The sequence below is a fragment of the Pseudoxanthomonas composti genome (assembly GCF_004122095.1).
GTDB classification, from domain to species: domain Bacteria; phylum Pseudomonadota; class Gammaproteobacteria; order Xanthomonadales; family Xanthomonadaceae; genus Pseudoxanthomonas_A; species Pseudoxanthomonas_A composti.
This window is the reverse complement of record NZ_SAWZ01000008.1, coordinates 23,554-49,529: the sequence shown is the minus strand read 5'-3', so window position 1 is coordinate 49,529 and position 25,976 is coordinate 23,554. Positions and strand designations below refer to the sequence as shown.

At 69.3% G+C, this 25,976-nt stretch carries 22 protein-coding genes; all 22 read left to right on the top strand.

From position 1 onward, the window contains the following. Positions 1–11: 11 nt before the first annotated feature. The 22 genes from EPA99_RS14315 to EPA99_RS14210 all read left to right on the top strand — a co-directional run bounded on the left by EPA99_RS14315 (position 12) and on the right by EPA99_RS14210 (position 25,951). On the top strand, positions 12–1,382 hold the full coding sequence (locus EPA99_RS14315) for a polysaccharide pyruvyl transferase family protein (protein WP_129471921.1): 1,371 nt from the start codon (positions 12–14) through the stop codon (positions 1,380–1,382). 23 nt (positions 1,383–1,405) lie between these two features. Beyond that, positions 1,406–4,873: a glycosyltransferase gene (locus EPA99_RS14310; protein WP_129472053.1), complete on the top strand. Its 3,468-nt coding sequence runs from the start codon at positions 1,406–1,408 to the stop codon at positions 4,871–4,873. A gap of 273 nt (positions 4,874–5,146) precedes the next feature. Beyond that, positions 5,147–5,536, top strand: coding sequence for a flagellar hook-basal body complex protein FliE (gene fliE, locus EPA99_RS14305; protein ID WP_129471920.1), 390 nt, complete (start codon positions 5,147–5,149; stop codon positions 5,534–5,536). A 17-nt stretch (positions 5,537–5,553) separates the two neighbouring features. Then, positions 5,554–7,251, top strand: coding sequence for a flagellar basal-body MS-ring/collar protein FliF (gene fliF, locus EPA99_RS14300; RefSeq protein WP_129471919.1), 1,698 nt, complete (start codon positions 5,554–5,556; stop codon positions 7,249–7,251). Between the two features lie 10 nt (positions 7,252–7,261). Next, positions 7,262–8,251: a flagellar motor switch protein FliG gene (gene fliG / locus EPA99_RS14295; RefSeq protein ID WP_241688410.1), complete on the top strand. Its 990-nt coding sequence runs from the start codon at positions 7,262–7,264 to the stop codon at positions 8,249–8,251. Next, the gene (locus EPA99_RS14290) at positions 8,248–8,859 is read left to right on the top strand and encodes a FliH/SctL family protein (protein WP_129471917.1); all 612 of its coding nucleotides are present in this window, start codon (positions 8,248–8,250) and stop codon (positions 8,857–8,859) included. Before fliG ends, EPA99_RS14290 begins: the two co-directional genes overlap by 4 nt. After that, positions 8,856–10,253: a FliI/YscN family ATPase gene (locus tag EPA99_RS14285; RefSeq protein ID WP_129471916.1), complete on the top strand. Its 1,398-nt coding sequence runs from the start codon at positions 8,856–8,858 to the stop codon at positions 10,251–10,253. The genes EPA99_RS14290 and EPA99_RS14285 overlap by 4 nt, the downstream gene beginning before the upstream one ends. Further along, the gene (gene fliJ, locus EPA99_RS14280) at positions 10,250–10,699 is read left to right on the top strand and encodes a flagellar export protein FliJ (RefSeq protein WP_129471915.1); all 450 of its coding nucleotides are present in this window, start codon (positions 10,250–10,252) and stop codon (positions 10,697–10,699) included. The genes EPA99_RS14285 and fliJ overlap by 4 nt, the downstream gene beginning before the upstream one ends. Beyond that, positions 10,696–12,012, top strand: coding sequence for a flagellar hook-length control protein FliK (locus tag EPA99_RS14275; RefSeq protein ID WP_129471914.1), 1,317 nt, complete (start codon positions 10,696–10,698; stop codon positions 12,010–12,012). The genes fliJ and EPA99_RS14275 overlap by 4 nt, the downstream gene beginning before the upstream one ends. Positions 12,013–12,491: 479 nt before the next feature. Next, positions 12,492–13,010, top strand: coding sequence for a flagellar basal body-associated FliL family protein (locus tag EPA99_RS14270; protein ID WP_129471913.1), 519 nt, complete (start codon positions 12,492–12,494; stop codon positions 13,008–13,010). A gap of 13 nt (positions 13,011–13,023) precedes the next feature. Continuing rightward, on the top strand, positions 13,024–14,028 hold the full coding sequence (gene fliM, locus EPA99_RS14265; RefSeq protein ID WP_129471912.1) for a flagellar motor switch protein FliM: 1,005 nt from the start codon (positions 13,024–13,026) through the stop codon (positions 14,026–14,028). Then, on the top strand, positions 14,025–14,360 hold the full coding sequence (gene fliN / locus EPA99_RS14260; protein ID WP_129471911.1) for a flagellar motor switch protein FliN: 336 nt from the start codon (positions 14,025–14,027) through the stop codon (positions 14,358–14,360). Before fliM ends, fliN begins: the two co-directional genes overlap by 4 nt. After that, positions 14,360–14,755, top strand: a complete 396-nt coding sequence (fliO, locus tag EPA99_RS14255; RefSeq protein ID WP_129471910.1) for a flagellar biosynthetic protein FliO — start codon at positions 14,360–14,362, stop codon at positions 14,753–14,755. Before fliN ends, fliO begins: the two co-directional genes overlap by 1 nt. Continuing rightward, positions 14,752–15,579 carry a flagellar type III secretion system pore protein FliP gene (fliP, locus tag EPA99_RS14250; protein WP_129471909.1) on the top strand — a complete coding sequence of 276 codons (828 nt, stop codon included), beginning with the start codon at positions 14,752–14,754 and terminating at the stop codon, positions 15,577–15,579. Before fliO ends, fliP begins: the two co-directional genes overlap by 4 nt. 151 nt (positions 15,580–15,730) lie before the next feature. Next, positions 15,731–16,000: a flagellar biosynthetic protein FliQ gene (locus EPA99_RS14245; RefSeq protein WP_129471908.1), complete on the top strand. Its 270-nt coding sequence runs from the start codon at positions 15,731–15,733 to the stop codon at positions 15,998–16,000. 31 nt (positions 16,001–16,031) lie between these two features. Next, positions 16,032–16,826 carry a flagellar biosynthetic protein FliR gene (gene fliR, locus EPA99_RS14240; RefSeq protein WP_129471907.1) on the top strand — a complete coding sequence of 265 codons (795 nt, stop codon included), beginning with the start codon at positions 16,032–16,034 and terminating at the stop codon, positions 16,824–16,826. Positions 16,827–16,913: 87 nt separating this feature from the next. Next, positions 16,914–19,160, top strand: a complete 2,247-nt coding sequence (locus EPA99_RS14235; RefSeq protein ID WP_164978666.1) for an EAL domain-containing protein — start codon at positions 16,914–16,916, stop codon at positions 19,158–19,160. A gap of 54 nt (positions 19,161–19,214) precedes the next feature. Continuing rightward, complete coding sequence (flhB, locus tag EPA99_RS14230; RefSeq protein ID WP_129471905.1) at positions 19,215–20,369, top strand: flagellar biosynthesis protein FlhB; 1,155 nt, start codon at positions 19,215–19,217, stop codon at positions 20,367–20,369. Between the two features lie 32 nt (positions 20,370–20,401). Next, the gene (gene flhA, locus EPA99_RS14225) at positions 20,402–22,465 is read left to right on the top strand and encodes a flagellar biosynthesis protein FlhA (RefSeq protein WP_129472052.1); all 2,064 of its coding nucleotides are present in this window, start codon (positions 20,402–20,404) and stop codon (positions 22,463–22,465) included. A gap of 273 nt (positions 22,466–22,738) precedes the next feature. Next, a complete protein-coding gene (gene flhF / locus EPA99_RS14220) occupies positions 22,739–24,352 on the top strand; it encodes a flagellar biosynthesis GTPase FlhF (protein ID WP_129471904.1) in 1,614 nt (537 codons plus the stop codon). Beyond that, complete coding sequence (locus EPA99_RS14215) at positions 24,339–25,205, top strand: P-loop NTPase (protein WP_164978665.1); 867 nt, start codon at positions 24,339–24,341, stop codon at positions 25,203–25,205. The genes flhF and EPA99_RS14215 overlap by 14 nt, the downstream gene beginning before the upstream one ends. Continuing rightward, positions 25,202–25,951, top strand: coding sequence for an RNA polymerase sigma factor FliA (locus tag EPA99_RS14210; protein ID WP_129471902.1), 750 nt, complete (start codon positions 25,202–25,204; stop codon positions 25,949–25,951). The genes EPA99_RS14215 and EPA99_RS14210 overlap by 4 nt, the downstream gene beginning before the upstream one ends. Positions 25,952–25,976 lie beyond the last annotated feature (25 nt).

Sequence of the window (25,976 nt, the reverse complement as noted above, 5' to 3'; positions counted from 1 at the left end):
ATGATCGAGCGATGACCGACGCAAGCAGGATGTTCCTTTTCAATTCGGCCCTTCCCGAGTCCCCGGGAGTGCAGGAGTTCCTGAAAAGCATGGGCCCCTCCCAGGGCGGCATCCGGGGACAGAACATCGGAAACGGCTACATTTCCTACGCCTTCCTGAAAGCGATGTTCGGACGGCCGCTAAAGGTCGGACACATCGCCAACGCGCTCGAACATGAGCTCACCGATGCGCTAGCCGAGGAAATCAACGCGACGTACTCGCACTTCGTCTTCATGATGAAGGACGACATCCGCGAGGACTTCCGTGCGCTTCCCACCGATCGGGTGTCCGGGTTCCTGGAGAAAATCGAGATCCCGATCGTCCCGATGAGCCTCTGCGCGAACGCGTTCAACGGCTACGACCTCGGTCTGGCCGAACGCCTGAGCCCCGCACAGAAGCGCTATCTGTCCCTGATCTCGGAAAAGTCCAGGTTCGTCGGCGTGCGCGGCGAGTTCTCCGCTGAAATCCTCAACCGCCTGGGTATCAAGAACGTCAAGGTGATCGGCTGTCCAAGCTATTTCGAGAACGGCCCCTCCCGGTCGGTCCATAAGAAGTGCTGGGACCCGGACAAGGTCATCACCACCGCCACGTTCTTCAATGCGGGATTGCCACGCACCTCGCACCTGCTCCAGGACGAGCTGTATTTCATCGATCTGCTCTACCTCGGCAAGGCGTTGCCGCCAACCTCGAACGTGACTGCGCAGCCGTTCAATCTCGATGAGATCCCGACCTCCTTCCAGCTCCTGGCCAGGGCCATGGCCGGACGCCTGGAGTTCTTCTCCGACTACAACCGCTGGGAAGCATTCTTCAAAAGCAGCGACCACTGCCTGACGATCGGGACCCGCCTCCACTCCGGCATCTTCTCGATCAACTGCGGCGTCCCGGCGCTGGTGACCAACCCCGATGCCAGAGCCAGGGAAACCTGCGAGTACCTGCGCATCCCGTACGACCCGTCCCTTCACAGCCGAAGCGACATCGGCAGGGTTTACGAGGAGCTGGACCTGTCCGAGATGAACAATGCCTATTCGGCGCTCTACGAGACATTCGTCGACTTCCTGGACATGGCCGGACTCACTCCGGCCACCGCGCCGGATGATGCACCCTGTTTCGAGTTTCCTCAGCTGGAAAAAATCACGGACCGCTCTGTTGCGGCCGAGCTGCATGAGGCCTACACCGAGCTGGTGGAACATCTGGACCGCGAGGTGGTGGTTCGACGTGAGCATGGCGGGCGCGCGGCACAGCGCCTGGTCGATCAATTCCAGTCGCTGCGACGGCGCTACCCGGGGCTGACACGCAGGGAGTATCTGCAGTACTTCGACCGACTCACCGGGGGCGTCAAATGAGCGCGGCCCTGGTGACCATCGTCATGCCGGTCTACAAGGCGCGCTACTTCGGTGAGGCGCTGGACAGCGTGCTGGCGCAAACGTATCCATCGCTTGAGCTCCTGATCTGCGACGACAGCGATGATGGACGGATCCAGGCCATCATCGAAAGCAGGCGCACCGGCAGCGTGATGCCGATCCGCTATCACCGCAATCCCGATCGGCTGGGCGAGCACCGCAGCACGGCCAAGGCCATCGGCCTGGCACAGGGCAAGTACATCAAGTTCCTTCACGACGACGATGTCCTGGAACCGGATTGCGTTCTGAGACTGGTGGCGGCGATGGAGGACGAGCCCACCGCGGCGATGGCCTCCTCCCGGCGCGTGCGGATCGATGAGGACGGCCACCCGCTGCCGGACATCCTGGCCACCGCGCTGCCGTTCGCCGGGGATATGTTGATCGATGGGCCACAGCTGGTGTCGTTCCTGGCCGAGCACACCATCAACTTCATCGGCGAGCCGAGCTGCGTGCTGTGCCGGCGTGAGGACCTGCTGCCGATCGCCGACGAACTGATGATGCTCAACGGCCGCGTCATCCACTGGGTCGGCGACCTGGCGCTTTACGCCAAGCTGCTGCGACGCGGAAATCTTGCGATGCTCGCCGCGCCCTTGACCCGGTTCCGAGTGTCCAACGATCAATTCAGCCAGGCCGGCCGCGACCAGCCCGGCATCGGCGACCAGGGCCATGCGGATTTCCGACAGGCCATCGGCGACCTCGGCTGGGTTCGGCACGAGGGCGACAATCAGCTGGTCGATGTCGCACCGATGGCCGAGCGCGAGGCCCGCGTCTTCCGCCCGCTGAATCTCATTGCGGCCCTGGCCAGTGCGGCCGGCCTCGGCGGCGTGCCGCCGGACCTGTGGCTGGCGGCCAGGCGACCGGACGCGGCGCAAGCGGAACTGATGCGCCAGCACCTGCTGGCGCACGCCGGGGGGCCACGCATCGCCATCGTCTGCATTGCACGCGATAGCGACGGCGCCCTGGTCGAGAACACGTTGGCCCAGCTGAAGGCACTGCAGCTGCCGCTGCACCTGGAGCTGATCCCGCTGGTGCCGGCGGCCGATGCCCCGCCCGCCGCGCGCATCGACGCGATCAACCGCTGCATCCAGGACGCGGGCGCCGACTGGGTCATGCTGGTGGACGGCGGCAGCGAATTCACCAGCGCCGGGCTGCTGGTGCTGGCCCTGCAGCTCATCGGGCTGCCGGCCAGCTGCAAGGCGGTGTTCGCCGATGAAGTCACCCGCTTCGAGCGCGGCGCCGTCGTCCTGTCGCTGCGCCCGGACTTCAACCTGGACCTGCTGCTGTCCGCATCCTCGCTGTACTCCCGGCATTGGTTGTTCCGTCGCGCGGACCTGCTCGCGCGCGGCGGCTTTTCCCGGGAAGCCGGCGGCGCCTTCGAGCTGGACCAGCAACTGCGACTGGTCGAACAAGAGGGAATGGCCGGCATCCACCATGTCGGCGAGCCGATCGTGGCGGCCGATGCGCGCCTGCTGCCGTCGGCGGATGTGCACAAGGCCCTGCGCCGACACCTGCTCACCCGCGGCTACGACCAGGCGCAGGTCGTCGACGGGGTGGCTGCGGGAGTGCACGAAATCTCCTACGGGCACGCCTGGACGACCTCGGTCAGCGTGCTGATCCTGGTCGATGGACGCCTGGCGGCGGTGCAGCGCTGCCTGGAGACGCTGCTGGCCAACACCAGCTTCGTCAACTACGAGGTCCTGCTGCTGGATCGTGGCAGCGGCGAGCCGGGGCTGGGGCACTGGCTGGACGGCATCGAGCAGATGCAGTCCCAACAGATCCGTGTGCTCCGGCTGCCGCGCGATATCGCCGAGGCGGCGGCCCGCAACCAGGGGGCGCAACAGGCACGGGGTGAATTCCTGCTCTGGCTGTCCGCAGGCGCCGGGATCGTCGACAAGGCCTGGATGCAGCAGTTGCTCAATCATGGCCAGCGCCCTGAAGTCGCCACGGTGGGTGCGAAGCTGCTCGGCGGCGACGGCCGTGTCCGCCAGGCCGGGATGCTGCTCGGACTCGGCGGACCGGCAGGACGCGCATTCGAAGGCAGCGGCCTGAACGACGAGGGATATCTGCAGCGCCTGGCCGCGGATCAGGACTACTCGGCGCTGAGTCACGAATGCCTGCTCATCCGTCGGGCCTTGTTCCTGGAGGCAGGCGGGTTCGACGAAGATCCCGCGATCGCCCGCTGGATGGATGTCGACCTGTGCCTGAAGCTGCGCCAGGCCGGATATCTGAACGTGTTGACCCCGCGGGCGCGGGTCCTGGTGGACGCGCCTGGCAAGGCCGCGGCCACGGCGGAAGAAGAAGACGCGATGTACCGCCGCTGGCTGCCCCTGTTGGCGGGCGACCCGGCCTACCACGTGGGGTTTTCCCTGCACGCACAGGGCGCCTTCAAGCTGGCCGAGCCCGCCCTGGCCTGGCAGCCACTCAAGTGCTGGCGGCCGTTGCCGGTGGTCCTGGCGCAACCGGCCGACCAGTCCGGTTGCGGCCACTACCGGGTGATCCAGCCGCTGGCGGCCATGCGCCAGGCGCTGCTGCTGGACGGGACCACCTTCGCGCCGCATCTATCCGCCTGCGAGGTGGAGCGCTTCGACCCGGACGTGATCGTGCTGCAGCGACAGGTGGGCGAGCAGCGACTGGAAAGCATGCGCCGCATGCAGGCCTTCTCGCGGGCGTTCAAGGTCTATGAGCTGGACGACTACCTGCCCAATCTGCCGCTGAAGAGCATCCACCGCGAGCAGATGCCCAAGGACATCCTGCGCACCATCCGGCGGGGCCTGGGCTACGTGGACCGGTTCGTCGTCTCCACGCCCGCCCTGGCCGAGGCCTTCGCTGGCCTGCACCGCGACATCCGCGTCATCGAGAACCGGCTGCCGACGCATTGGTGGAAGGACCTGGCCGCGCGCGCCCTGCCGGCCGCTGGCCCGCGGCGCCCGCGCATCGGCTGGGCCGGCGCCGCCAGCCATACCGGCGACCTGGAACTGGTCGCCGACGTCGTCAAGGAACTGGCGGGCGAGGTGGACTGGGTGTTCCTGGGCATGTGCCCGGCTTCCATGCGCGGACATATCCGCGAGCTCCATCCAGGGGTGCCGATCGATGACTATCCGGCCAAGCTGGCCTCGCTGGACCTGGACCTGGCCATCGCGCCGGTCGAACAGAACCTGTTCAACGACTGCAAGAGCAATCTGCGCCTGCTCGAGTACGGCGCCTGCGGCTACCCGGTGATCGCCAGCGACGTGCGGTGCTACCAGGGCACCGGCCTGCCCGTCACCCTGGTCAAGAACAGGTTCCGCGACTGGATCGGGGCCATCAGGGACCATCTGGCGGATCGGCAGGCCATGCATGCCGCCGGCGCGGCACTGCGCACGACGGTGCACGAGCGCTGGCTGCTGGAAGGCGCGGCATTGGCTCAGTGGCGGGCGGCCTGGCTGCCGGACTGAGGGATCCGGCGCCGCTGGCGCGGCGGTGTCGACCTGCCCCGGCGCTGCGCGGCTGCGGGTGGCTAGGGCCATCAGTCGCGAAGTGGCTTTGCCGGTAACGCCCCTTCGCGGCTGATGGCCCTAGGCCACCCGGAGCCGCTCCCACAGGGGCCTGGCTGGGCCCGGCCCAGCGCTTGCAGCGCCTGGTGCGCAAGGCGCTGCCGGCAACCCGCCGGCCATTCCGGCACACCACTTGCATGAGCTCTGGCAGTCCCTCGGGCGAAGCCACAGGCCATGACCGATTCCATCTCCTCCGTGTTGTCGCAGATCCGCTCCTACCAGTCGCAGCTGGGCCAGAGCGCGGCGGCCGTGCGCGCGGACAGCCCGCGCAGCGACGCGGTCGGCGGCGTCGGACAGTTCGGTCAGTTCGGTCAGCTGGGCCAGGTCGCCCCGACCGGCGCGCCCAGCTTCAGCGAGACCCTCTCGCGCGCCATCAACGGGGTGAGCAGCGCCCAGGAACGCTCGGGCCAGCTGCAGAAAGCATTCGAACTGGGCGATCCCAACGCGGATCTGGCCAAGGTGATGGTGGCCTCCCAGCAGGCCCAGGTGGCGTTCCGCGCCACCGTCGAAGTCCGTAACCGACTGGTACAGGCGTACCAGGAAGTCCTCAACATGCCGCTGTGATGGAAGGCTGACCGAAGATGGCAATTTCCCTGTCCGATACCGCCATGATCCGCGAGAAAGCCGTCGGCAAGACGGCCGAGGCGATCGATCGCATGAACCAGCTGCAGCTGGGCCGCCGCCTGGGCATGATGCTGCTGCTGGCCGGTGCGGTGGCCATTGGCCTGATGGTGTTCTTCTGGTCGCAGAAGCCGGACATGGTGCAGCTGTACACCGGTGCCGACGACAAGGCCACGGCCGAGGCCACCGAGCTGCTGCGCACCGCCGGCATCCCCTTCGAGGTGGACGCGGCCACCGGCGCCATTTCCGTGCCGGGCGCCAATGTCCACGACGCCCGCCTGAAGCTGGCCGGCGCCGGCGCTGCCGACAGCGGCCGCCTGGGCTTCGAGCTGATGGAGCGCGACCCGGGCTTCGGCGTCAGCCAGTTCATGGAGACCGCCCGCTACCAGCACGCCCTGGAGACCGAGCTGGTGCGCACCATCACCACCATGCGCCAGGTCCGCGACGCTCGCGTGCACCTGGCCATCCCCAAGCCCAGCGCCTTCACCCGCCAGCGCGAGGCGGCCAGCGCCTCGGTCATGCTGGAGCTGCGCTCCGGTGGCGGCCTGGAGCGCGACCAGGTCAACGCGATCGTGCACATGGTCGCCTCCAGCATCCCCGACCTGTCCCCGGAGCGGGTGACCGTGGTCGACCAGAACGGCCACCTGCTGAGCGAGTCGGACAAGGACCCGCAGGCCGAGCTGAGCGCGACCCAGTTCGAGCAGGTGCGCCGCCAGGAAACCGAGTTCAGCGACCGCATCCAGCAGCTGCTGCAGCCGCTGACCGGCGCCAACCGCGTCAACGCCAAGGTCAACGTGGACATGGACTTCTCCACCAGCGAGGAGGCCCGCGAGCTGTTCAACGGCGAGCCGCCCAAGCTGCGCAGCGAGCAGGTCACCTCCTCGTCCAACACCACCGCCGCGGCCGGCCAGGGTCCGGTGCCGCCGGGCGCCACCGCCAACACCCCGCCAACCCCGGGCGCCATCGCCGCCTCCAACGGCCAGAACCCGGCCGATGCCAACCGCAACGGCGCCCCGGCTGCCGGCGAGACCTCCAACAGCGCCAACCGCAACTACGAGCTGGACCGCACCCTGCAGCACACCAGCCAGCCGCCGGGCCGCATCCGCCGCGTGTCCGTGGCGGTGCTGGTGGACCACGTGCCGCGCCCGGGCAAGGATGGCAAGACCACCCTGCAGCCGCTCAACGCCACCGAACTGCAGCGCGTGGAAGACCTGATCAAGCAGGCCGTCGGCTACGACGACAAGCGCGGGGACATGGTGTCGGTGATGAACGCCCAGTTCGTGCGCGAGGACATGCCGCCGGCTGAGAAGCCGGCTTGGTGGGAAGACCCGCGCGTGCGCGATGCCCTGCGCCTGGTGCTGGGCGCCATCGTGGTGCTGGCAGTGCTGTTCGGCGTCGCCCGCCCGGCCATGCGTCAGATTTTTGGCTCGTCGGTCAAGAAACAGGACGCGCAGACGCCCGAGCTTGCGGATGTGACCCTGGTCGACGACGACATGCCGGCGCTGGGCGAAGATACCGCTCGCCTGTCCTCGCCGCAGGCCATCGCCCTGCCCTCCAGTGCCTACGAGGACAAGCTGCGCCTGGCCCGCGACGCGGTGCGCAGCGATTCCCGGCAAGTGGCACAGGTCGTGAAAGGATGGCTGGACGATGAAAGCTGATCCCAACTCCCTGAGCGGCGTCCAGCGCGCCGCCGTCCTGCTCCTCTCCCTGGGCGAGGCCGATGCCGCCGAGGTGCTCAAGCACATGGGCGCCAAGGAAGTGCAGAAGCTCGGCCTGGCCATGGCCACCCTGACCAACGTCTCGCGCGACCAGGTCACCCGGGTGATGGACGAATTCACCAGCGCGCTGGACGGCCAGACCTCGCTGGGCGTGGGCGCGGACGAGTACATCCGCAACATGCTGGTGCAGGCCCTGGGCGCGGAGAAGGCCAACAGCCTGATCGACCGCATCCTGCTGGGCCGCAACACCACCGGCCTGGACACCCTGAAGTGGATGGACCCGCGCGCCATCGCCGACCTGGTGCGCAACGAGCACCCGCAGATCATCGCCATCGTCATGGCGCACCTGGACGCGGATCAGGCCGCGGCCACGCTCAAGCAGCTGCCCGAGCGCGTGCGCGCCGACGTGCTGCTGCGCATCGCCACCCTGGACGGCATTCCGCCCAACGCGCTGAACGAGCTCAACGAGATCATGGAGCGCCAGTTCGCCGGCAACCAGAACGTCAAGTCCTCCAACATCGGCGGCGTCAAGGTGGCGGCCAACATCCTCAACTTCATGGACTCCGGCCAGGACCAGGTCATCCTGGGCGCGGTCTCGCAGGTGGACCAGGAGCTGGGCAACCGCATCGCCGACCTGATGTTCGTGTTCGACGACATCATCGAGCTGGCCGACAAGGACATCCAGCTGGTGCTGCGCGAGGTCACCGGCGAGCGCCTGGGCATCGCCCTGCGCGGTGCCGATGCCAAGGTCAAGGAGAAGATCACCCGCAACATGTCCCAGCGCGCGGCCGAGATCCTGCTGGAGGACATGGAGGCCCGCGGTCCGGTGCGCCTGTCCGACGTGGAAGGGGCGCAGAAGGAAATCCTCACCATCGTGCGCCGCATGTCCGATGAGGGCACCATCGTGCTCGCCAGCGGCGGCGCCGAGGCGCTGGTATGAACGAAGTCCTGCGCTGGAGCGCCCCGTCCCTGGCACCGGTGGTGGAAGCCCCGGTCGAGGTGCATGTCGAGCCGGACATCCCGATGCTGCGCCCGCCGACCCTGGAGGAGATCCAGGCGATCCAGGACGAGGCGCGCCGCGAAGGTTTCGAGGCCGGGCACGCCCAGGGCCAGGCCCAGGGCCAGGCCGAGATCCGGCGCCTGACCGCGCAGATCGAAGGCATCCTGGACAACTTCAGCCGTCCGCTGGCGCGCCTGGAAAGCGAAGTGCTGGCCGCCCTGGGCGAGCTGTCCGTGCGCATCGCCGGCAGCCTGGTCGGCCGCGCCTACCAGGCCGAGCCGGCGCTGCTGGCCGAGCTGGTGGACGAGGCGGTGCAGGCGGTCGGGGTGACCACGCGCGAGGTCGAGGTGCGCCTGCACCCGGACGACATCGCCGCGCTGGCCCCGGTCATGCAGGCCCAGCCGGGCACCCGCCTGGTCCCGGACCTGGCCCTGGCCCGTGGCGACCTGCGCGTGCACGCCGAGACCGTGCGCATCGACGGCACCCTGGAGGCGCGCCTGCGTGGCGCCCTGGAAGCGGTGATCAGCAAGACCGGGGGTGCCGCATGAGCGCCAACCTTGGCCGTGCCGCGGTGGCCGGCGACTGGCTGGATGCGCGCAACCTGCGCCTGGCCTCGCGCCTGTCCAAGCTGGCGCCGGACCCGGCCACCGGCCGCGGCGTCATCCACGAAGGCATCCTGCGCCGCGCCGTCGGCCTGACCCTGGAAGCCACAGGCTGCGAGGCGCCGATGGGCGCCACCTGCAAGGTGGAAGTGGACGGAGGCTGGATCGATGCGGAAATCGTCGGCTTCGCTGGCGAGCGCACCTACCTGATGCCCAGCGCCGAACTGCACGGCCTGCTGCCCAACGCGCGCGTGGTGCCGGTGCGCCGCCGCGGCGGCGTGCAGGTCGGCGAAGGCCTGCTGGGCCGGGTCATCGACAGCGATGGCGTGCCGCTGGACGGCAAGGGCCCGATCCGCGGCGAAGGCAGCGTCAGCATGGCCGGCGTGTCGATCAACCCGCTGGCGCGCGAGCCCATCACCCAGTCGCTGGACGTGGGCGTGCGCGCGATCAACGCCATGCTGCCGATCGGCCGCGGCCAGCGCGTGGGCCTGTTCGCCGGCTCCGGCGTGGGCAAGTCCACCCTGCTGGGCATGATGACCCGCTTCACCTCGGCCGACGTCATCGTCGTGGGGCTGATCGGCGAACGCGGCCGCGAAGTGCGCGATTTCGTCGAGAGCACCCTGGGCGAGGAAGGCCTGCGCCGCGCGGTGGTGGTGGCGGCCCCGGCCGACCGCCCGCCGCTGGCGCGCCTGCATGGCGCCTACCGCGCCACCGCCATCGCCGAGTGGTTCCGCGACCAGGGCCTGAACGTGCTGCTGCTGATGGATTCGCTGACCCGCTTCGCCCAGGCCCAGCGCGAGATCGGCCTGTCCGTGGGCGAGCCGCCGACCACCCGCGGCTATCCGCCCAGCGTGTTCGCCAAGCTGCCGGCGCTGGTGGAACGCGCCGGCAACGGCGCGGCCGGGCGTGGCTCGATCACCGCCTTCTACACCGTGCTGACCGAAGGCGACGACCCGCAGGACCCCATCGCCGATGCGGCCCGCGCGATCCTGGACGGCCACATCCTGCTCTCGCGCCGGGTGGCCGACAGCGGCCTGTACCCGGCCATCGACATCGAATCCTCGGTCAGCCGCGTGGTGCAGGACATCGCCGATGCGCCCTGGCGCGACCGCATCCGCCGCCTCAAGCAGCTGGTGTCGGCCTACAACAGCCACCGCGACCTGATCGCCATCGGCGCCTACCAGCGCGGCGGCAACCCGATGGTCGACGAGGCGATGGCGCGCTGGCCGGAGATCGTCTCCTTCCTCGGCCAGGACATCGCCCAGGCCGCCGACCTGCACCACAGCAAGTCCGCCCTGGACGAGTTGCTGCACCCCACCGCCAAGGACACCGTTGAATGATGCAGTCGCGCCGGATCGATCCCCTGCTGCGCCGCGCGCAGGAGCACGAGGACAACGTGGCCCGCGAGCTGGCCGAGCGGCAGAAGACGCTGTCCATGCACGAGTCGCGGCTGGATGAGCTGCGCCGGTACGCCGACGAGTACGCGCAGACGCAGATGGCCGCGGTCAGCACCGCGCAGCTGGCCAATCGCCGTGCGTTCCTGGAACGGCTGGAAACGGCGGTGACGCAGCAGGCGCGCAATGTCGACGCCAGCCGCGCCAACCTTGAGCTGGAGCGCGGCCGCCTGCTGCTGGCCAGCCGCGACAAGCAGGTGCTGGAACAGCTGGCCGCCAGCTACCGCGCGCAGGAGCGCGTAGTGGAGGACCGCCGCGGCCAGCGTGAGATGGACGATCTTGGCGCGCGCATCGCCCGCAAGCGCGCCGCGGAAGAAGGGGAAAACGCATGAACATCCTGAACTCGCTCGCCACCGGCTTCAACGCCGCCCTGGGCAGCACCAGCGAAGCCAACAACGCCGCGCCGGACGCAGGCTCGGGGGACCGCATGTTCTCCAAGTGGATGGACAACGCCTCCAGCCAGCAGCAGCGGACCGCGCAGACGCAGAAGTCCGCCCAGCAGCCGCCGCGCGAGCGGGTCGGCGAGCGCAAGGGGCGCCAGCCCGATCAGCAGCCCGAGGCGCGCGCACCCAAGGCCACCGAGGGCAATCGCGCCGCGGCCGAGGCCGAGCAGGCCAGCCAGACCGCCAGTGCCGACAAGCCTGCCGATCGCGAGCGCAAGGACGAGCAGGACAGCCCCGCCCAGGACGGCGCCTGGCCGCCGCCGGGCCTGGCCGCCCTGCTGATGCCGGCCCTGCCCCCGACGACCGCGCCAGGCGTTCCGACCGAAGGCGCTCTGCCGCAGGGCGATGCACTCACTGCCAGCCAGGGCACGCCTTCGGCCCTGCCGACGACCCTGGCCGCGCTGATGGCGCAGGCCAGCGCCCCGCAGGCCGCCAGCGGCGACCCCGCCACGGTGGCCGGCGATCCGCAGGCCGCCCTGGCGCTGCCGACCGATGCCGCAGCGACCCAGTCCCCTGCTGGCCAGCCGGCCAATGCCGCCGCGGGCGCGACGCCGGCCGGCGCGTTCGCCCTGAACGCCCTGCCCGTGGCCGCCAAGCCCGAAGCCTTGCCGGCGGACATGGCCGCGATGGTGGCCGCGCTCTCGCCCGATGCCAAGGCCGCCGCCGAGGTCGCCGACGCCGGTGCGGACACCCGCATCGGCGAGGTGCGCGCGGCGATCTCGCTCACCCAGCCGGCGCCCCTGGCCGCGGCCCGCGACGTGGCCGTGGTCGCCCCGCCCAGCGTGGTGCCGAACCTGCAGGGCGAGGCGTTCGCCGATGAGATTGGCACCCACCTGAAGTGGATGGCCGACCAGAAGGTCGGCCACGCCCACCTGCGCGTGTCGCCGGACGACATGGGCACGGTGGACATCCGCCTGAAGCTGGACGGGGACCGCGTCTCGGCCGACTTCAGCGCCGCCCAGGGCGAGGTCCGCCAGGCCCTGGAGCAGAGCCTGCCGCGCCTGCGTGAGCTGCTGGGCCAGCACGGCTTCCAGCTGGCCCACGCCGACGTCGGCCACCGCCAGCAGCCGCGCCAGGACAGCGATGGCACCGCACGCATGGCCGCACCGGGCGGCAGCGTGGACCTGCCCGAGGACGGCGCGATGACGACCGTGTCGGTGCGGAGCCTGCGGGGGCGTGGGTTGTTGGATGCTTACGCCTGATAGCGAGGAACGAGTTTAGGGAAACGAGGAACGGGAAGACGGCGGGTGCCCGCTGTGGCTGGGCATCGACCCGCTGGCGCGCGTTGCGCGCTCACTCGTTCCTCGTTCTTCCACGCCGTGGACCTGTCCGAGGATGGCGCGATGATCGTCTCGGTGGGCGCTCTGTAGGGGCGTGGGTTGCTGGACGCTTACGCTTGAGGGCGAGGAACGAGTCCAGAGAACGAGGAACGAGAGAACGGGCGGGGGCCCGCTGCGGCAGGCATTGACCCGCCGGCGGAAGAGCGCGCGTTGCGCGCTCACTCGTTCCTCGTTCCTCCACACTCGTTCCTCTTTCTAAGTCCTCGTTCCTCCAAACTCGTTCCTCTTTCTCGTTCCTCGTTCCTCTACACTCACTCCTCGCCCCAGGCCGCCAGAATCCCGACGCCATTCCGGCACGCGACTTGCTTATCTCCACGAGCACCCCTTACGGAGATCCCCCAGTGTCCGACAAGAAAGCCCCAGCCAAGGCCGCCGCCGCCGACAAGGGCGAGAAGAAAGGCGGCAAGCTGCCGCTGATCATCGCCATCGTGGCGGTCCTGGCCGCCGGTGGCGCCGGCGCGGGCTGGTATCTCAGCTCCAAGAAGGCCACCGAGGCCGAGCACGCCGCCGCCGAGCCGAAGAAGCCGGCCGTGCCGGCGCCGGCGCTGTACCTGCCGCTGGAGCCGGCCTTCGTGGTCAACCTGTCCGGCGCCAATGGCGGCCCGCAGTACCTGCAGGTCGAAGTCCAGCTGATGACCCGCGACGCGGTACAGCTGGAACACCTCAAGGCCAATGCGCCGGCCATCCGCGCCGACCTGCTGATGCTGTTCGCCCAGCAGAGCGGCACCGACATCGTCGACGTGCCCGGCCGCAAGAAGCTGCAGGCCGCGGCCCTGGCCGAGGTGCAGAAGCTCATGACCGCCGAGACCGGCGAGAAGTGCGCCGAAGGCCTGCTCTTCACCAGCTTCGTGACCCAGTAAGAAGGCCGATCCGATGAGCGACCTGCTCTCACAGGACGAAATCGACGCGCTCTTGCACGGCGTCGATTCCGGCGCGGTGGAAACCGCCGCCCCGGTCGATCCGAGCGTGGCCCAGTCCTACGATTTCGCCAGCCAGGACCGGATTATCCGTGGGCGCATGCCGACCCTGGAGATGGTCAACGAGCGCTTCGTGCGCCTGTGGCGCATCGGCCTGTTCAACCTGCTGCGCCGCTCGGCGGACCTGTCCGTGCGCGGCATCGACCTGCTCAAGTTCGGCGACTACATGCACTCGCTGTACGTGCCGACCAACCTCAACCTGATCAAGCTCAAGCCGCTGCGCGGCACCGGGCTGATCGTGTTCGAGCCCAAGCTGGTCTACACGGTGGTGGACAACTTCTTCGGCGGCGACGGGCGCTACCCGGCCAAGATCGAAGGCCGCGAGTTCACCCCGACCGAGATGCGCGTCATCCAGCTGATGCTCAAGCAGACCTTCAACGACCTGAAGGAAGCCTGGGCGCCGGTGCTGGAGGTGGATTTCGAGTACATCAATTCCGAGGTCAACCCGCACTTCGCCAACATCGTCACCCCGCGCGAGTATGTGGTGGTGTGCCGCTTCCACGTCGAGCTCGACGGCGGTGGCGGCGAGGTCCACGTGACCCTGCCCTATTCGATGCTGGAGCCGATCCGCGAGCTACTCGATGCCGGCATCCAGAGCGACCGCGTGGACCGCGACGAAAGCTGGAACAGCACCCTGCGCGAGCAGCTGCAGCTGTCCGAGGTCACCGTGTCCACCGTCCTGGCGCGCAAGACCATCAACCTGCGCCAGCTGACCCATCTGAAGGTGGGCGACGTGCTGCCCATCGAACTGCCCAAGGACGTGCCGATCTGCGTGGAGGACATCCCACTGTTCACCGGCGAGTTCGGCATTTCCAACGGCTACAACGCCGTCAAGATCACCGCCACCCATCCGCCCGGCACCATCGTCGCCAAAGCGCAGCCCAAGGATCCCACCGCATGAACACCAGTTTCCCCAACGCCGACGCGGCGACCTTCGACGACCTGCACGCCGATGGCCCGCAGGCCGGCAACGACCTCAACCTGGACATGATCCTGGACGTGCCGGTGGCGCTGACCCTGGAAGTCGGCCGCACCCGCATGCCCATCCGCAACCTGCTGCAGCTCAACCAGGGCTCGGTGATCGAGCTGGAGCGCGGCGCTGGCGAGCCGCTGGACGTGTTCGTCAACGGCACCCTGGTCGCCCATGGCGAGGTGGTGGTCATCAACGACCGCTTCGGCGTACGCCTGACCGACGTGGTCAGCCCGGCCGAACGCGTGCGGAGACTGCGCTGATGCTGCTTGCGACGGCCGGCGCCGTCGCCCGCAGCGCGCCGGCCGCCTCCTCCGCCAGCGGTCTGCTAGGCGGGGTGATGGCGCTGCTGCTGGTGCTGGGGCTGATCCTGGGCCTGGCCTGGTTGCTCAAGCGCATGCCGGGCAGCGCCTTCCGCCAGAACGAACAGCTCAAGCTGATCGCCACCCTGCCGCTGGGTACGCGCGAGCGCGCGGTGGTGGTCCAGGTCGGCCAGCAGCAGCTGCTGCTCGGGGTGAGCGCCGGCTCGGTGACCCTGCTGCAGACCCTGCCCGAGCCCTTGCAAGTGCCGCCCTCGCCGCAGCTGGCCGACCTGAAGAAGCTCCCCGATTTCGCCCAGCTGCTGGCGCAGCGCATGCGCAAGGATTCCAGGAAATGAGCGCTCCCCGCACCCGGCTGCTGCCCTGGCCGCTGCTGCTGGCCCTGCTGGCCGTGTTGGTGCTGCCGTTGACGGCGCTGGCGCAGGCCGCGCCCGCGGCGCAGAACCCGGCGCCGATCGCCGAGCCGGCGACCCAGGGCTCGGCCCTGCCGGCACTGCCCAACGTGTCGGTGGGACGCATCGGCAACGACCCGGTCAGCGTGCCGCTGCAGACCCTGCTGCTGATGACCGGCATCACCCTGCTGCCCTCGCTGCTGCTGGTGATGACCGCCTTCACCCGCATCACCATCGTGCTGGCGCTGCTGCGCCAGGCGCTGGGCACGGGGCAGTCGCCCTCCAACCAGGTGATGATCGGCCTGGCGCTGTTCCTGACCGCGATGATCATGATGCCGGTGTGGCAGAAGGCCTGGGACAGCGGCTTTGGCCCCTATCTCAATGGCCAGATCGATTTCCGCACCGCCTGGGACCTGGGCATGTCGCCGCTGCGCGCCTTCATGCTGGCGCAGATCCGCGACACCGACCTGATGACCTTCGCCGGCCTGTCCGGCCACGGCGCCTACAACTCGCCGGCGGAGATCCCCTTCCCGACCCTGGCCGCCTCCTTCGTGACCAGCGAGCTGAAGACCGCCTTCGAGATCGGCTTTCTGATCTACATCCCGTTCGTGATCATCGACCTGGTCGTGGCCAGCGTGCTGATGTCCATGGGCATGATGATGCTCTCGCCGATGCTGATCTCGGCCCCGTTCAAGATCCTGCTGTTCGTGCTGGTCGATGGCTGGGTGCTGACGGTGGGCACGCTGGCGGCGAGCTTTAACAGCATCTAGGAACGAGAAACGAGGAACGAGGAACGAGTGACAAAGCGCAAGCGTCTGCTCTCTCTCGTTCCTCGTTCCTCTCCACTCGTTCCTCCCCCAATCGCTCGTTCCTCGCCTTCAATCACTCGTTCCTCGTTCCTCTCCACTCGTTCCTAGACCCATGACTCCCGAACTCGCCCTCACCGAACTGCGCGGCGGTCTGATCGCTGCGATGTGGATCGCCGGCCCGCTGTTGCTGAGCGTGCTGGTGGTCGGCGTGGTGGTCGGCGTGGTGCAGGCGGCCACCCAGCTCAATGAGCCGACCATCGGCTTCATCGCCAAGGCGGTCACGCTGACCGCGGCGCTGTTCGCGCTGGGCAGCTTCCTGCTGGGTTACCTGACCGAGTTCACCATCGACCTGTTCCATCGGATCCCGCATCTGATCGGATGAGCGCCGCCTTCGCCGCCGCAGGGTCGCGCTGATGGATGCCGCCACCGCGATGGTGATCGACGGCAACCGCGCCTTCGCCATGATCGGCGCGGTGCTGTGGATCATGCTGCGCACCGGGGCGATGCTGATGGCCATGCCCTTGATCGGCACCCGCGCGGTGCCGGCGCGGGTGCGCGTGCTGCTGGCCGGCACCCTGGCCGTGGCGCTGGCGCCGATCCTGCCGCCGCTGCCGGCCTGGGGCGGCTTCGATGCGGTGGCGGTGCTGTCGATCCTGCGCGAGATCGCGCTGGGGGTGGCCATGGGCTTCCTGCTGCGGCTGGTGTTCGAGGCCGGCGCCCTGGCCGGCGAGTGGGTCTCCCAGGGCATGGGCCTGTCCTTCGCGCAGATGGCCGACCCGCTGCGCGGGGTCAGCTCGGGCGTGGTCGGGCAGTGGTTCTACCTGGCCTTCGGCCTGATGTTCTTCGCCAGCGATGGCCACCTGGCGATGATTTCGCTGCTGGTGCGCAGCTACCAGGCCCTGCCGATCGGCGTGGCCCTGCCCGATGTCAACGCCATGCTGGCCGTGGCCCCGGATTTCCTGCCGGCGGTGCTGCGCGGCGGCCTGTCGCTGGCGCTGCCGCTCATGATCGCGATGCTGGCCACCAACCTGGCCTTCGGCATCCTGGCCAAGGCGGCCCCGCAGCTGAACCCGGTGCAGCTGGGCCTGCCGGTGGCGCTGCTGATGGGGCTGGCGCTGCTGGCGGTGCTGATGGGCGATCTGAGCGCGCCGGTCCTGCGCCAGTTCGAGGCGAGCTTTGAGGCCATCGAGCGCCTGAGCAGTCCGTAATCCGAAATCCGGTCAAGTCCAGCGACCCTTGCGCCGATACACATGGCGCCCCCTGCTGCCGGCTCGGCCCCGGCGCCCAAGGAATCCATGTCACGCGCCAGCGGCCATCCGTTCAGCACGCCCGACGCCCTGCCCGCCCGTGATGGCGCGGCGGTGCGTTGGCGCTGGCTATGGCCGCTGGCGCTGGCCTGCCTGGGCTTGCCCTTCGTGGATGTCCTGGGCGCCAGCCCCGGCCGGGCCCACCATGCCGTCACCTCGCTGGCGCACCTGCAATGGGGCCTGATCCTGGCCGTGGCGATGCTGGCGCCCACGCCGGTCTACCTGCGCACGCTGTTTCCGCTGTGCTACCTCGGCTGGGTGCTGCGTGCCGGGTGGGAAAGCGCGGGCAGCATGCAGGCCATGCTGGGGCATGGGACCACCATGCTTCCGGTCTACATGGTGATGTACGCAGGGACGGTGCTGTGCGCTCGGCTGATGGGGTGGCCGCGCGCGGGCTCTCACCGCCACTTCCGGCAGCGCGACCTGCCGGCCTTCGTGCTGGTGGCGCTGCTGCTGTACCCGGCCGGTTGGGCGCTGGCCTTCGCGCTGAGCCTGAGCGCCTCCGGCGCGGACACGCAGGAGGTCCTGGACCGCGCGTCCTACCTGTTCCAGTCGCGCTACTACGGCGTGGTGCTGCTGACGCTGCCCATCGTGCTGCTGGTCACCGGCTGGCGCTCGCCTGCGGCCACCACCGCGCGGATCCCCAACGTGGAACGGGCAATCATCGGCCTGTTCACCCTGCTGTTCCTGTGGCTGCTGCATATCCCGCAGGAGCACCAGGACCTGGCCACCCGCATCCTGGACCATCGCTACTTGGTGGTTACGCTGATGGTGTGGCTGTCCTTGCGCCTGTCCTGGCGCTGCTGCGTGCCGCTGCTGGCGCTGGTGTCCACGGTCCTGCTGGTGTGCATCGGGCAGTCCAACCTGGCCCATCCCGCGTTCGCCGCGCAGCGCACGGCGCTGCTGGGCACCGAGCTGGCCGCCATCCAGCAGGTCTGCGTGCTGGTGCTGCTGATCGGCAGCAATGGCCGGCTGGCGCTGCGCCGGGCCGCCGATGCGGCGCTGGTCGATGGCCTGACCGGGGTGCCCAACATCAGCGCGCTGCGCCGCGACCTGGCCCGGCGCGAAACGGTGCCGGAAGAACTGGGGCTGCTCAGCATCGAGCATGTGGACACGCTGATGGCCTCCTTCGGGCTGCCGGCACAGGAGGCGCTGACCACCGCCCTGCATGCGCAGCTGCAGGCCTCGCTGGATGCCTACATCATGGGGCCAGGGCGCTTCATCCTGGTGCCGCGCGCCAGACAGCCGGTGTCCTGGAACGAGGTGCTGCAGGGGCTGGAGCGCTTCGAGTTCCGCTATGCCGACACCCGCCTGCGCATGGAACCGCACCTGGGCGTGGCCACCCTAGCCGGCCGGGGCGATGCGGCGCTGGACGCGGCGCTGCATGCGGCCTTTCGCGCCAAGCGCATGGCCCGCCAGCGCGCCGAGACCTCGCCGGTGTTCGCCGACACCCTGGAAAGCGGCGATGCCGGTCGCCTGGCCTTCCAGACCCACTCGCTGGCGCTGTCGCTGCTGCGCCAGAACGCGGTGGAACTGCACGTGCAGCCGATCCGCCGCATCGGCCAGGACCAGGCCGAGATGGCCGAGGTGCTATGCCGCCTGCGTGGCCCGGACGGGCTGCTGATGCCGGCCGACTACATGGAAGAGCTGGAAGCCAGTCGCGGCGTGGTCGAGCTGGACCGGGCGGTGATCGAGAGCGTGCTGGGCTGGATGCAGGCCCATCCGGACAACGGCGGCTACCAGCGCTTGGCGATCAACCTGACCGGCCGCAGCCTGGTGTCCGAGCACTTCCGCAACTGGCTGCTGCACAAGCTGGACCTGTTCCCCGGGGCGCCGGGGCGGCTGTGCTTTGAGATCACCGAACGGGCGATCGAGGGTGGCATCGTCCGCGCCATGCCCCTGCTGCAGTCGCTGCACCAGCGCGGCTGCCTGATCGCGCTGGACGATTTCGGCACCGGCATGCAGAGTTTCGACCGCCTGCAGCAGCTTCCGATCGACCTGGTCAAGATCGACGGTGCCTTCGTGCGCAACATCGTCAGCAACGTGCGCGACCGCGAGCTGGTCCGCGCCATGGTGACCATCGCCAATGCCTACCAGGCCCAGACCGTGGCCGAGTACGTGGAGGACGCCGAAATCCTGCGCCTGCTGCACAGCCTGGGCGTGGACTGGGCCCAGGGCTACCACATCGCCCGCCCGGCACCGCTGCCGCAGATGGACGGCAGCCCGGCGCCCTGATCGCTGGCACGGCGCTTGCACGATGGCGGCATCCCCCGCCGTGCGTGATGTCCGATGTCCGAAGACGACCAGGAACGTACAGAACAGCCTAGTGAAAAGCGCCTGCGCGAGGCCCGTGAACAGGGCAACGTGCCGCGATCGCGCGAGCTGTCCACCGCGGCGGTGTTCACCGGCGGGGTGATCGCGGTGATGTCCGCCGGCGGCGGCATCGGCCGCAGCGCGCGCGACTGGTTCAAGCAGGCGCTGTCCCCGCCCCGCAGCCTGCTGGAGACCCCGCAGGAGCTGCTGCCCTACTTCGGCCATCAGATCCTGCAGCTGCTGCTGACGATGTGGCCGATCGTGCTGGTGGCCCTGGCGACGGCCGTGGTCGCGCCGATGGCCATGGGCAGCGTGCAGTTCAACACCAAGTCGCTGACGCCCAAGTTCGACCGCATGAACCCGGCCGCCGGGCTCAAGCGCATGTGGGGCAGCGAGAGCGTGGCCGAGCTGGTCAAGTCGGTGCTGCGCCTGCTGTTCGTCGGCACCGCCGCCGGCCTGACCCTGTGGTCGGGCACCAAGCTGCTGCGCTCGCTGGTGGGCATGCCGCTGGAGATGGCCATGAGCCAGGGCGTGGGCCTGGCCCTGAAGATGCTGTTCGCCACCTGCGGCGCGCTGGCGCTGCTGGCGGCCATCGATGCGCCGTACCAGAAGTGGAACTGGAAGCGGAAGCTGATGATGAGCCGCGAGGAGCTCAAGCGCGAGATGAAGGAAAGCGAGGGCAGCCCGGAGGTGAAGGGCAAGATCCGCCAGATGCAGCACCAGATGTCCCAGCGCCGGATGATGGAGGCCGTGCCCACTGCCGACGTGGTGGTGGTCAACCCCACCCACTACGCCGTCGCACTCAAGTACGAGAACGGCAAGGCCGGCGCGCCCATCGTGGTGGCCAAGGGCGTGGACGAGACCGCCTTCCGCATCCGCGAGGTGGCCGAGCAGCACAAGGTCGCCATCCTCTCGGCCCCGCCGCTGGCACGCGCCTTGTATAGGGAAAGCGATCTAGGCAAGGAAATTCCCGTGAGACTCTACGCCGCCGTGGCCCAGGTGCTGTCCTACGTCTACCAGCTGCGCAACTGGCGCACCGCGGGCGGCCGTTACCCCGCCCAGCCGGCAGTGGAGGTGCAGGAATTCGCCGACGGCCGCCCCAACGGCGCGACTGACGGGGCCGGCCTGTGAGCGCCGTGGCCCCGGGCGGCAACGGCGGCACCATGGGCCGGTTCGTCGACCTGATGCGCAGTGGCCTGGGCGCCCCGCTGGTGGTCATGGGCATGCTGGGCATGGTGGTGGTGCCGCTGCCGCCGTTCGTGCTGGATGCGCTGTTCTCCTTCAACATCGCCATCTCGCTGATGGTGCTGCTGGCCGTGGTCTACGTGCAGCGGCCGCTGGAGTTCTCGATCTTCCCGATCGTGCTGCTGATGACCACCATGCTGCGCCTGGCGCTGAACGTGGCCTCCACCCGCGTGATCCTGATGCACGGCCAGGGCGGCCACGACGCGGCCGGCAAGGTCATCGCCGCCTTCGGCGAGTTCGTGATCGGCGGCAACTACGCGGTGGGCATCGTGGTGTTCGCGATCCTGACCATCATCAACTTCGTGGTCATCACCAAGGGCGCCGGGCGCATCTCGGAGGTGACCGCGCGCTTCATCCTGGACGCGATGCCCGGCAAGCAGATGGCCATCGACGCCGATCTCAACGCCGGCCTGCTGACCCGCGAGGAAGCCAAGGCCCGCCGCGAGGAAGTGCGCGAGGAAGCCGACTTCTACGGCGCGATGGACGGTGCCAACAAGTTCATTCGCGGCGATGCCATCGCCGGCATCCTGATCCTGTTCATCAACCTGATCGGCGGCCTGGCCGTGGGCGTGCTGCAGCACGGCATGCCGGTGGCCGACGCAGCCGCGACCTACACCCTGCTGTCCATCGGCGACGGCCTGGTGGCGCAGCTGCCCGCGCTGCTGGTGTCCTCGGCCGTGGCCCTGCTGGTAACCCGCGCCTCGCGCAAGCAGGACATGGGCAAGGCCATGGGCGGCCAGGTGTTCGGCCAGTACCGCTCGGTGGCCATCGCCGCCGGCATCCTGGGCACGGTCGGCCTAGTGCCGGGCATGCCCAATGTCGCTTTTCTGACGCTGGGCGCGGGCCTGGGCTACATGGCCTGGCGCCTGTACAAGAAGGAGCAGGCGAGCAAGGACGCGGCGGCCTCCGCGCCCGACCCGGCCTCCGCGCCGACCCCGGCGGCCAATCCCAATGCCGAGCTCGGCTGGGACGAGCTGCGCCCGGTCGATCCGCTGGGCCTGGAAGTGGGCTACCGCCTGATCCCGCTGGTGGACAAGGCCCAGGGCGGCGAGCTGATGGCGCGCATCAAGGGCGTACGCCGCAAGCTGACCCAGGACATCGGCTTCCTGATCCCCCCGGTGCATATCCGCGACAACCTGGAGCTGTCGGCCACGGCCTACCGCCTGCTGGTGCACGGCGTGCCGGTGGCCACCGCCGAGGTCTACCCGGACCGCGAACTGGCCCTGGACCCGGGCGGCGCGCTGGGCCAGCTGGACGGCGTGCCCGGCAAGGACCCGGCCTTCGGCCTGGATGCGGTGTGGATCCTGCCGCACCAGCGCGCCCAGGCCGAGTCCATGGGCTACACCGTGGTCGACCCGTCCACCGTGATCGCCACCCATCTCTCCCACCTGGTGCGCAGCCACGCCCCGGAGCTGCTGGGCCACGAGGAAGTGCAGCAGCTGCTGGCCACCCTGGCCAAGAGCGCGCCCAAGCTGGTGGAAGACCTGACCCCCAAGTCGCTGCCGCTGTCGGTGGTGGTGCGGGTGCTGCAGAACCTGCTGATCGAGCGCATCCCGGTGCGCCAGCTGCGCCGCATCGTCGAGGCCATGGTCGAGCACGCCCCGCACAGCCAGGACCCGGGCAACCTGACCGCGGTGGTCCGCAATGCCCTGGGCCGGTTCATCGTCCAGGAAATCGCGGGCAACGCCGCGGAACTTCCGGTCTACACGCTGGCACCGCAGCTGGAGCGGGTGCTCAACGACTCGGCCCAGGGCGGCGCCGCCGCACTGGAGCCGGGCCTGGCCGAGCGCCTGCAGCAATCCCTGGCCGACTGCGCCGGCCGCCAGGAAGCCAAGGCCGAGCCGGCCGTGGTGCTGGTCCCGGGCAACGTGCGCGCCGCCCTGGCCCGCCTGATCCGCCACAGCGTGCCCTCGCTGTCGGTGCTGTCCTATACGGAGGTGCCGGAGGACAAGCGGCTGAAGCTCATTGGCACGATTAGCTAAGAGCGAGGAACGAGAAACGAGAAACGAGGAACGAGTGAGAGCGGCCGCCGTTGCTCCTCCACTCGTTTCTCGTTCCTCCGCACTCGTTTCTGGCTTTTTCATCACTCGTTCCTCGTTTCTCGTTCCTCGTTTCTCACTGTCCAAAAATCCGGCGCCCAAATCGGCACGCCACATGCATAGGTACGGAAGCGGGACGGAAAGCCGACAGGCGACCGCCCCGACCCGACTTCCCAGACCGAACTTTCCCCGCGGCACCGGCCGCAGGAGCCCTGCATGAAGATCAAACGCTTTACCGCTCCCGACATGCGCACCGCGCTGCGCATGGTCCGTGAAGAACACGGCGCCGATGCGGTGATCCTCTCCAACCGCCGTACCGACGAGGGCGTGGAGATCGTGGCGGCCAGCAACTACGACGAGGGCATGGTCCAGCAGCAGCTGGAAGCGGCCGCGCGTCGGGAAGCCGAGTTCGCCGCCGCCACCGCCGAGAAGGTGGCCCAGGAGCAGCGTCTGATGGCCGAGCGCGAGGCCGCCCACGCCGCCCGCCAGCAGGCCCTGGCCCAGGCCCGCGCCGAGTCGCCGCGCCCGCAGGCGCCGGCCGGCTTCGATGCCGATGCCCTGGTCGCCGCTGCCGCCGCCAAGGCGCGCCCGCAGGCCTCCACCAGCGGCGATTTCGCCAAGGCGCTGCTGGCCGCGGTCAGCCCGCGCCACGCCGGCGATGCCCTGCGCGATGCCATGTCCGGCCTGCGCGCGCCGGCCGCGGCCGCGGCCACCCCCTCCTTCGCCCAGCTGCCCGATGACGCGGCCAGCTTCACCCCGGCCGCGCTGATGGCCGCCGCCGAGCCCACCCCTGCCCCGGCCGTGCCGGCGCAGGCGGCGATGCCCCACGACGGTTCGCAGGCGCCGCTGCCGCAGGCCGCCGCCGTGCCGGCGCCAGCCGCTCCCCACCTGAGCCTGGTGCCGACGCCGGAGGTCCCGCAGTCCGACGCCCAGCTGATGCAGATGCGCGATGAGCTGGCGCAGATGCGCTCGATGATCGAACGCGAGATGTCGCGCCTGACCGATGAGCGCCTGCGCGGCTCGCCGGTGCGCGGCACGGCCATGGAGCTGATGGAAGACTACGGATTCGATGCCGGCATCACCCGCGACGTGGTGCTGCAGATCCCGGCCGACACCGACCCGGCCCGTGGCCGCGGCATGATGCTGGGCCTGATCTCGCGGCGCCTGCCGGTGTGCCCGATCGACCCGCTGGAAGAAGGCGGCGTGATCGCCCTGGTCGGCCCCACCGGCGCCGGCAAGACCACCACCATCGCCAAGCTGGCCGCCCGCTACGCGGCCGAGCACGGCGCCCGCAACGTCGCCCTGGTGACCACCGACGTGGCCCGCATCGGCGGCCGCGAGCAGCTGCACAGCTACGGCCGCCAGCTCGGCGTGGCCGTGCACGAGGCCGACAGCCACGCCTCGCTGATCACCCTGCTGCAGCGCCTGTCCGACTACAAGCTGGTGCTGGTGGATACCGCCGGCCTGGGCCAGCGCGACCGCGCCCTGGCCAGCCAGCTGAACTGGCTGCGCGCCGCAAAACAGGTACGGACCTTGCTTGTCCTTCCTGCGAACTCGCACTTCTCCGACCTGGACGAAGTGGTACGCCGTTTCCAGACCGCAGCGCCGCAGGGGGTGGTGCTGACCAAGCTGGACGAAACCGGCCGACTGGGCAGCGCCCTGTCGGTGGTGGTCGACCACGGTTTGCCGCTGACCTGGGTCACCGATGGACAACAGGTCCCGCAAGACCTGCATCGGGCAAATGCCGCCAGTTTGGCGCTGCGCCTTGAAGATCTGCGCCGCGCTGCCGATAAGCCCAATATCCCGGAGCACGACCATGCCGTTGCATGAGTACACGACAGTGACCAGCGTTCCCCCGCCGCCAATGAATTCCGTCCGCTCCATCGCCGTCACCGGCGGCAAGGGGGGCGTGGGCAAGACCAACCTGTCGGTCAACCTGTCCGTGGCCCTGGCCGACCTGGGCAAGCGCACCCTGCTGCTGGACGCCGACCTGGGGCTGGCCAACGTGGACGTACTGCTGGGCCTGGCGCCCAAGTACACCCTGGCCGACCTGGTGGCCGGCCGCTGCGAGCTGGAAGAGCTGCTGATCGAGGGCCCCGGCGGCCTGCTGATCGTGCCGGCCGCCTCCGGCCGCCGCCACATGGCCGAGCTGCAGCAGGCCGAGCACGTGGGCCTGGTCAATGTGTTCAACGACCTGCAGCGCGACCTGGACACCCTGGTGGTGGACACCGCCGCCGGCATCACCGACAGCGTGCTGACCTTCTGCCAGGCCTCGCAGGACACCATCGTGGTGGTCTGCGACGAGCCGGCCTCCATCACCGATGCCTACGCCCTGATCAAGGTCCTCTCGCGCGAGCGCGGCGTGGACCGCATCCAGATCGTGGCCAACATGGTGCGCGATGCCAACGAAGGCCGCCGCCTCTACGACAAGATCTCGCGCGTGTGCGAGCGCTTCCTGGGCGATGTCTCGCTGAACTACCTGGGCGCGGTGCCGCAGTGCGAATGGCTGCGCATGGCCGTGCAGCGCCAGCAGGCCGTCGTTCGTGCCTACCCCGCCAGTCCCTCGGCGCGCGCCATCACCGACATCGCCCGCCGCGCCTCGCGCTGGCAGGCCCCGGTGGAACCGCGCGGCACCGTGGAATTCTTCGTCGACCGCATGATCCAGCAGAGGGCGATGGCATGAACATGGCCACTGCCGAATACCGCGCGGTGCAGCGCACCGTCGCCACCGACTACGTCACCAAGCACGCCGACCTGGTGCGCCGCATCGCCCACCACCTGGCGGCCAAGCTGCCGGCCAGCGTGGAGGTCGACGACCTGATCCAGGCCGGCATGATCGGCCTGCTGGAAGCCTCGCGCAGCTACGACGCCGAGCAGGGCGCCTCGTTCGAGACCTACGCCTCGATCCGCATCCGCGGCTCGATGATCGACGAGATCCGTCGTGGCGACTGGGTGCCGCGCTCGGTGCACCGCCGCGCCCGTGACGCCGCGGCCGCGACCCGCGCGATCGAACAGGAAACCGGCCGTGCCGCGTCCTCGCAGGACGTCGCCGCGCGCCTGGAGATGCCGCTGCCCGACTACATGCGCCTGATGGAAGACGCCTCGCGCGGCCAGGTGCTGAGCCTGGAGTCGCGCATCGAGGACCACGGCGATGTCGATGTGGCGCCCGATGCCGGCCTGAACCCGCAGCAGATGCTGGAGCGCGGCCAGTTCGGTCGCGCCCTGGGCGGGGCCATCGGTGAGCTGCCCGAGCGCGAGCAGATGGTGCTGTCGCTGTACTACGAACAGGAATTGAACCTGAAGGAGATCGGCGCGGTGCTGGGCGTGAGCGAGTCGCGCGTCTGCCAGATCCACGGCCAGGCCGTGGTCCGCCTGCGCGGCAAGCTCAACATGTTCGACACCCACGATGCCGGACTGGAAGACGAGTAAGCCGCCGCGGCCGCCGCCTTTCGCG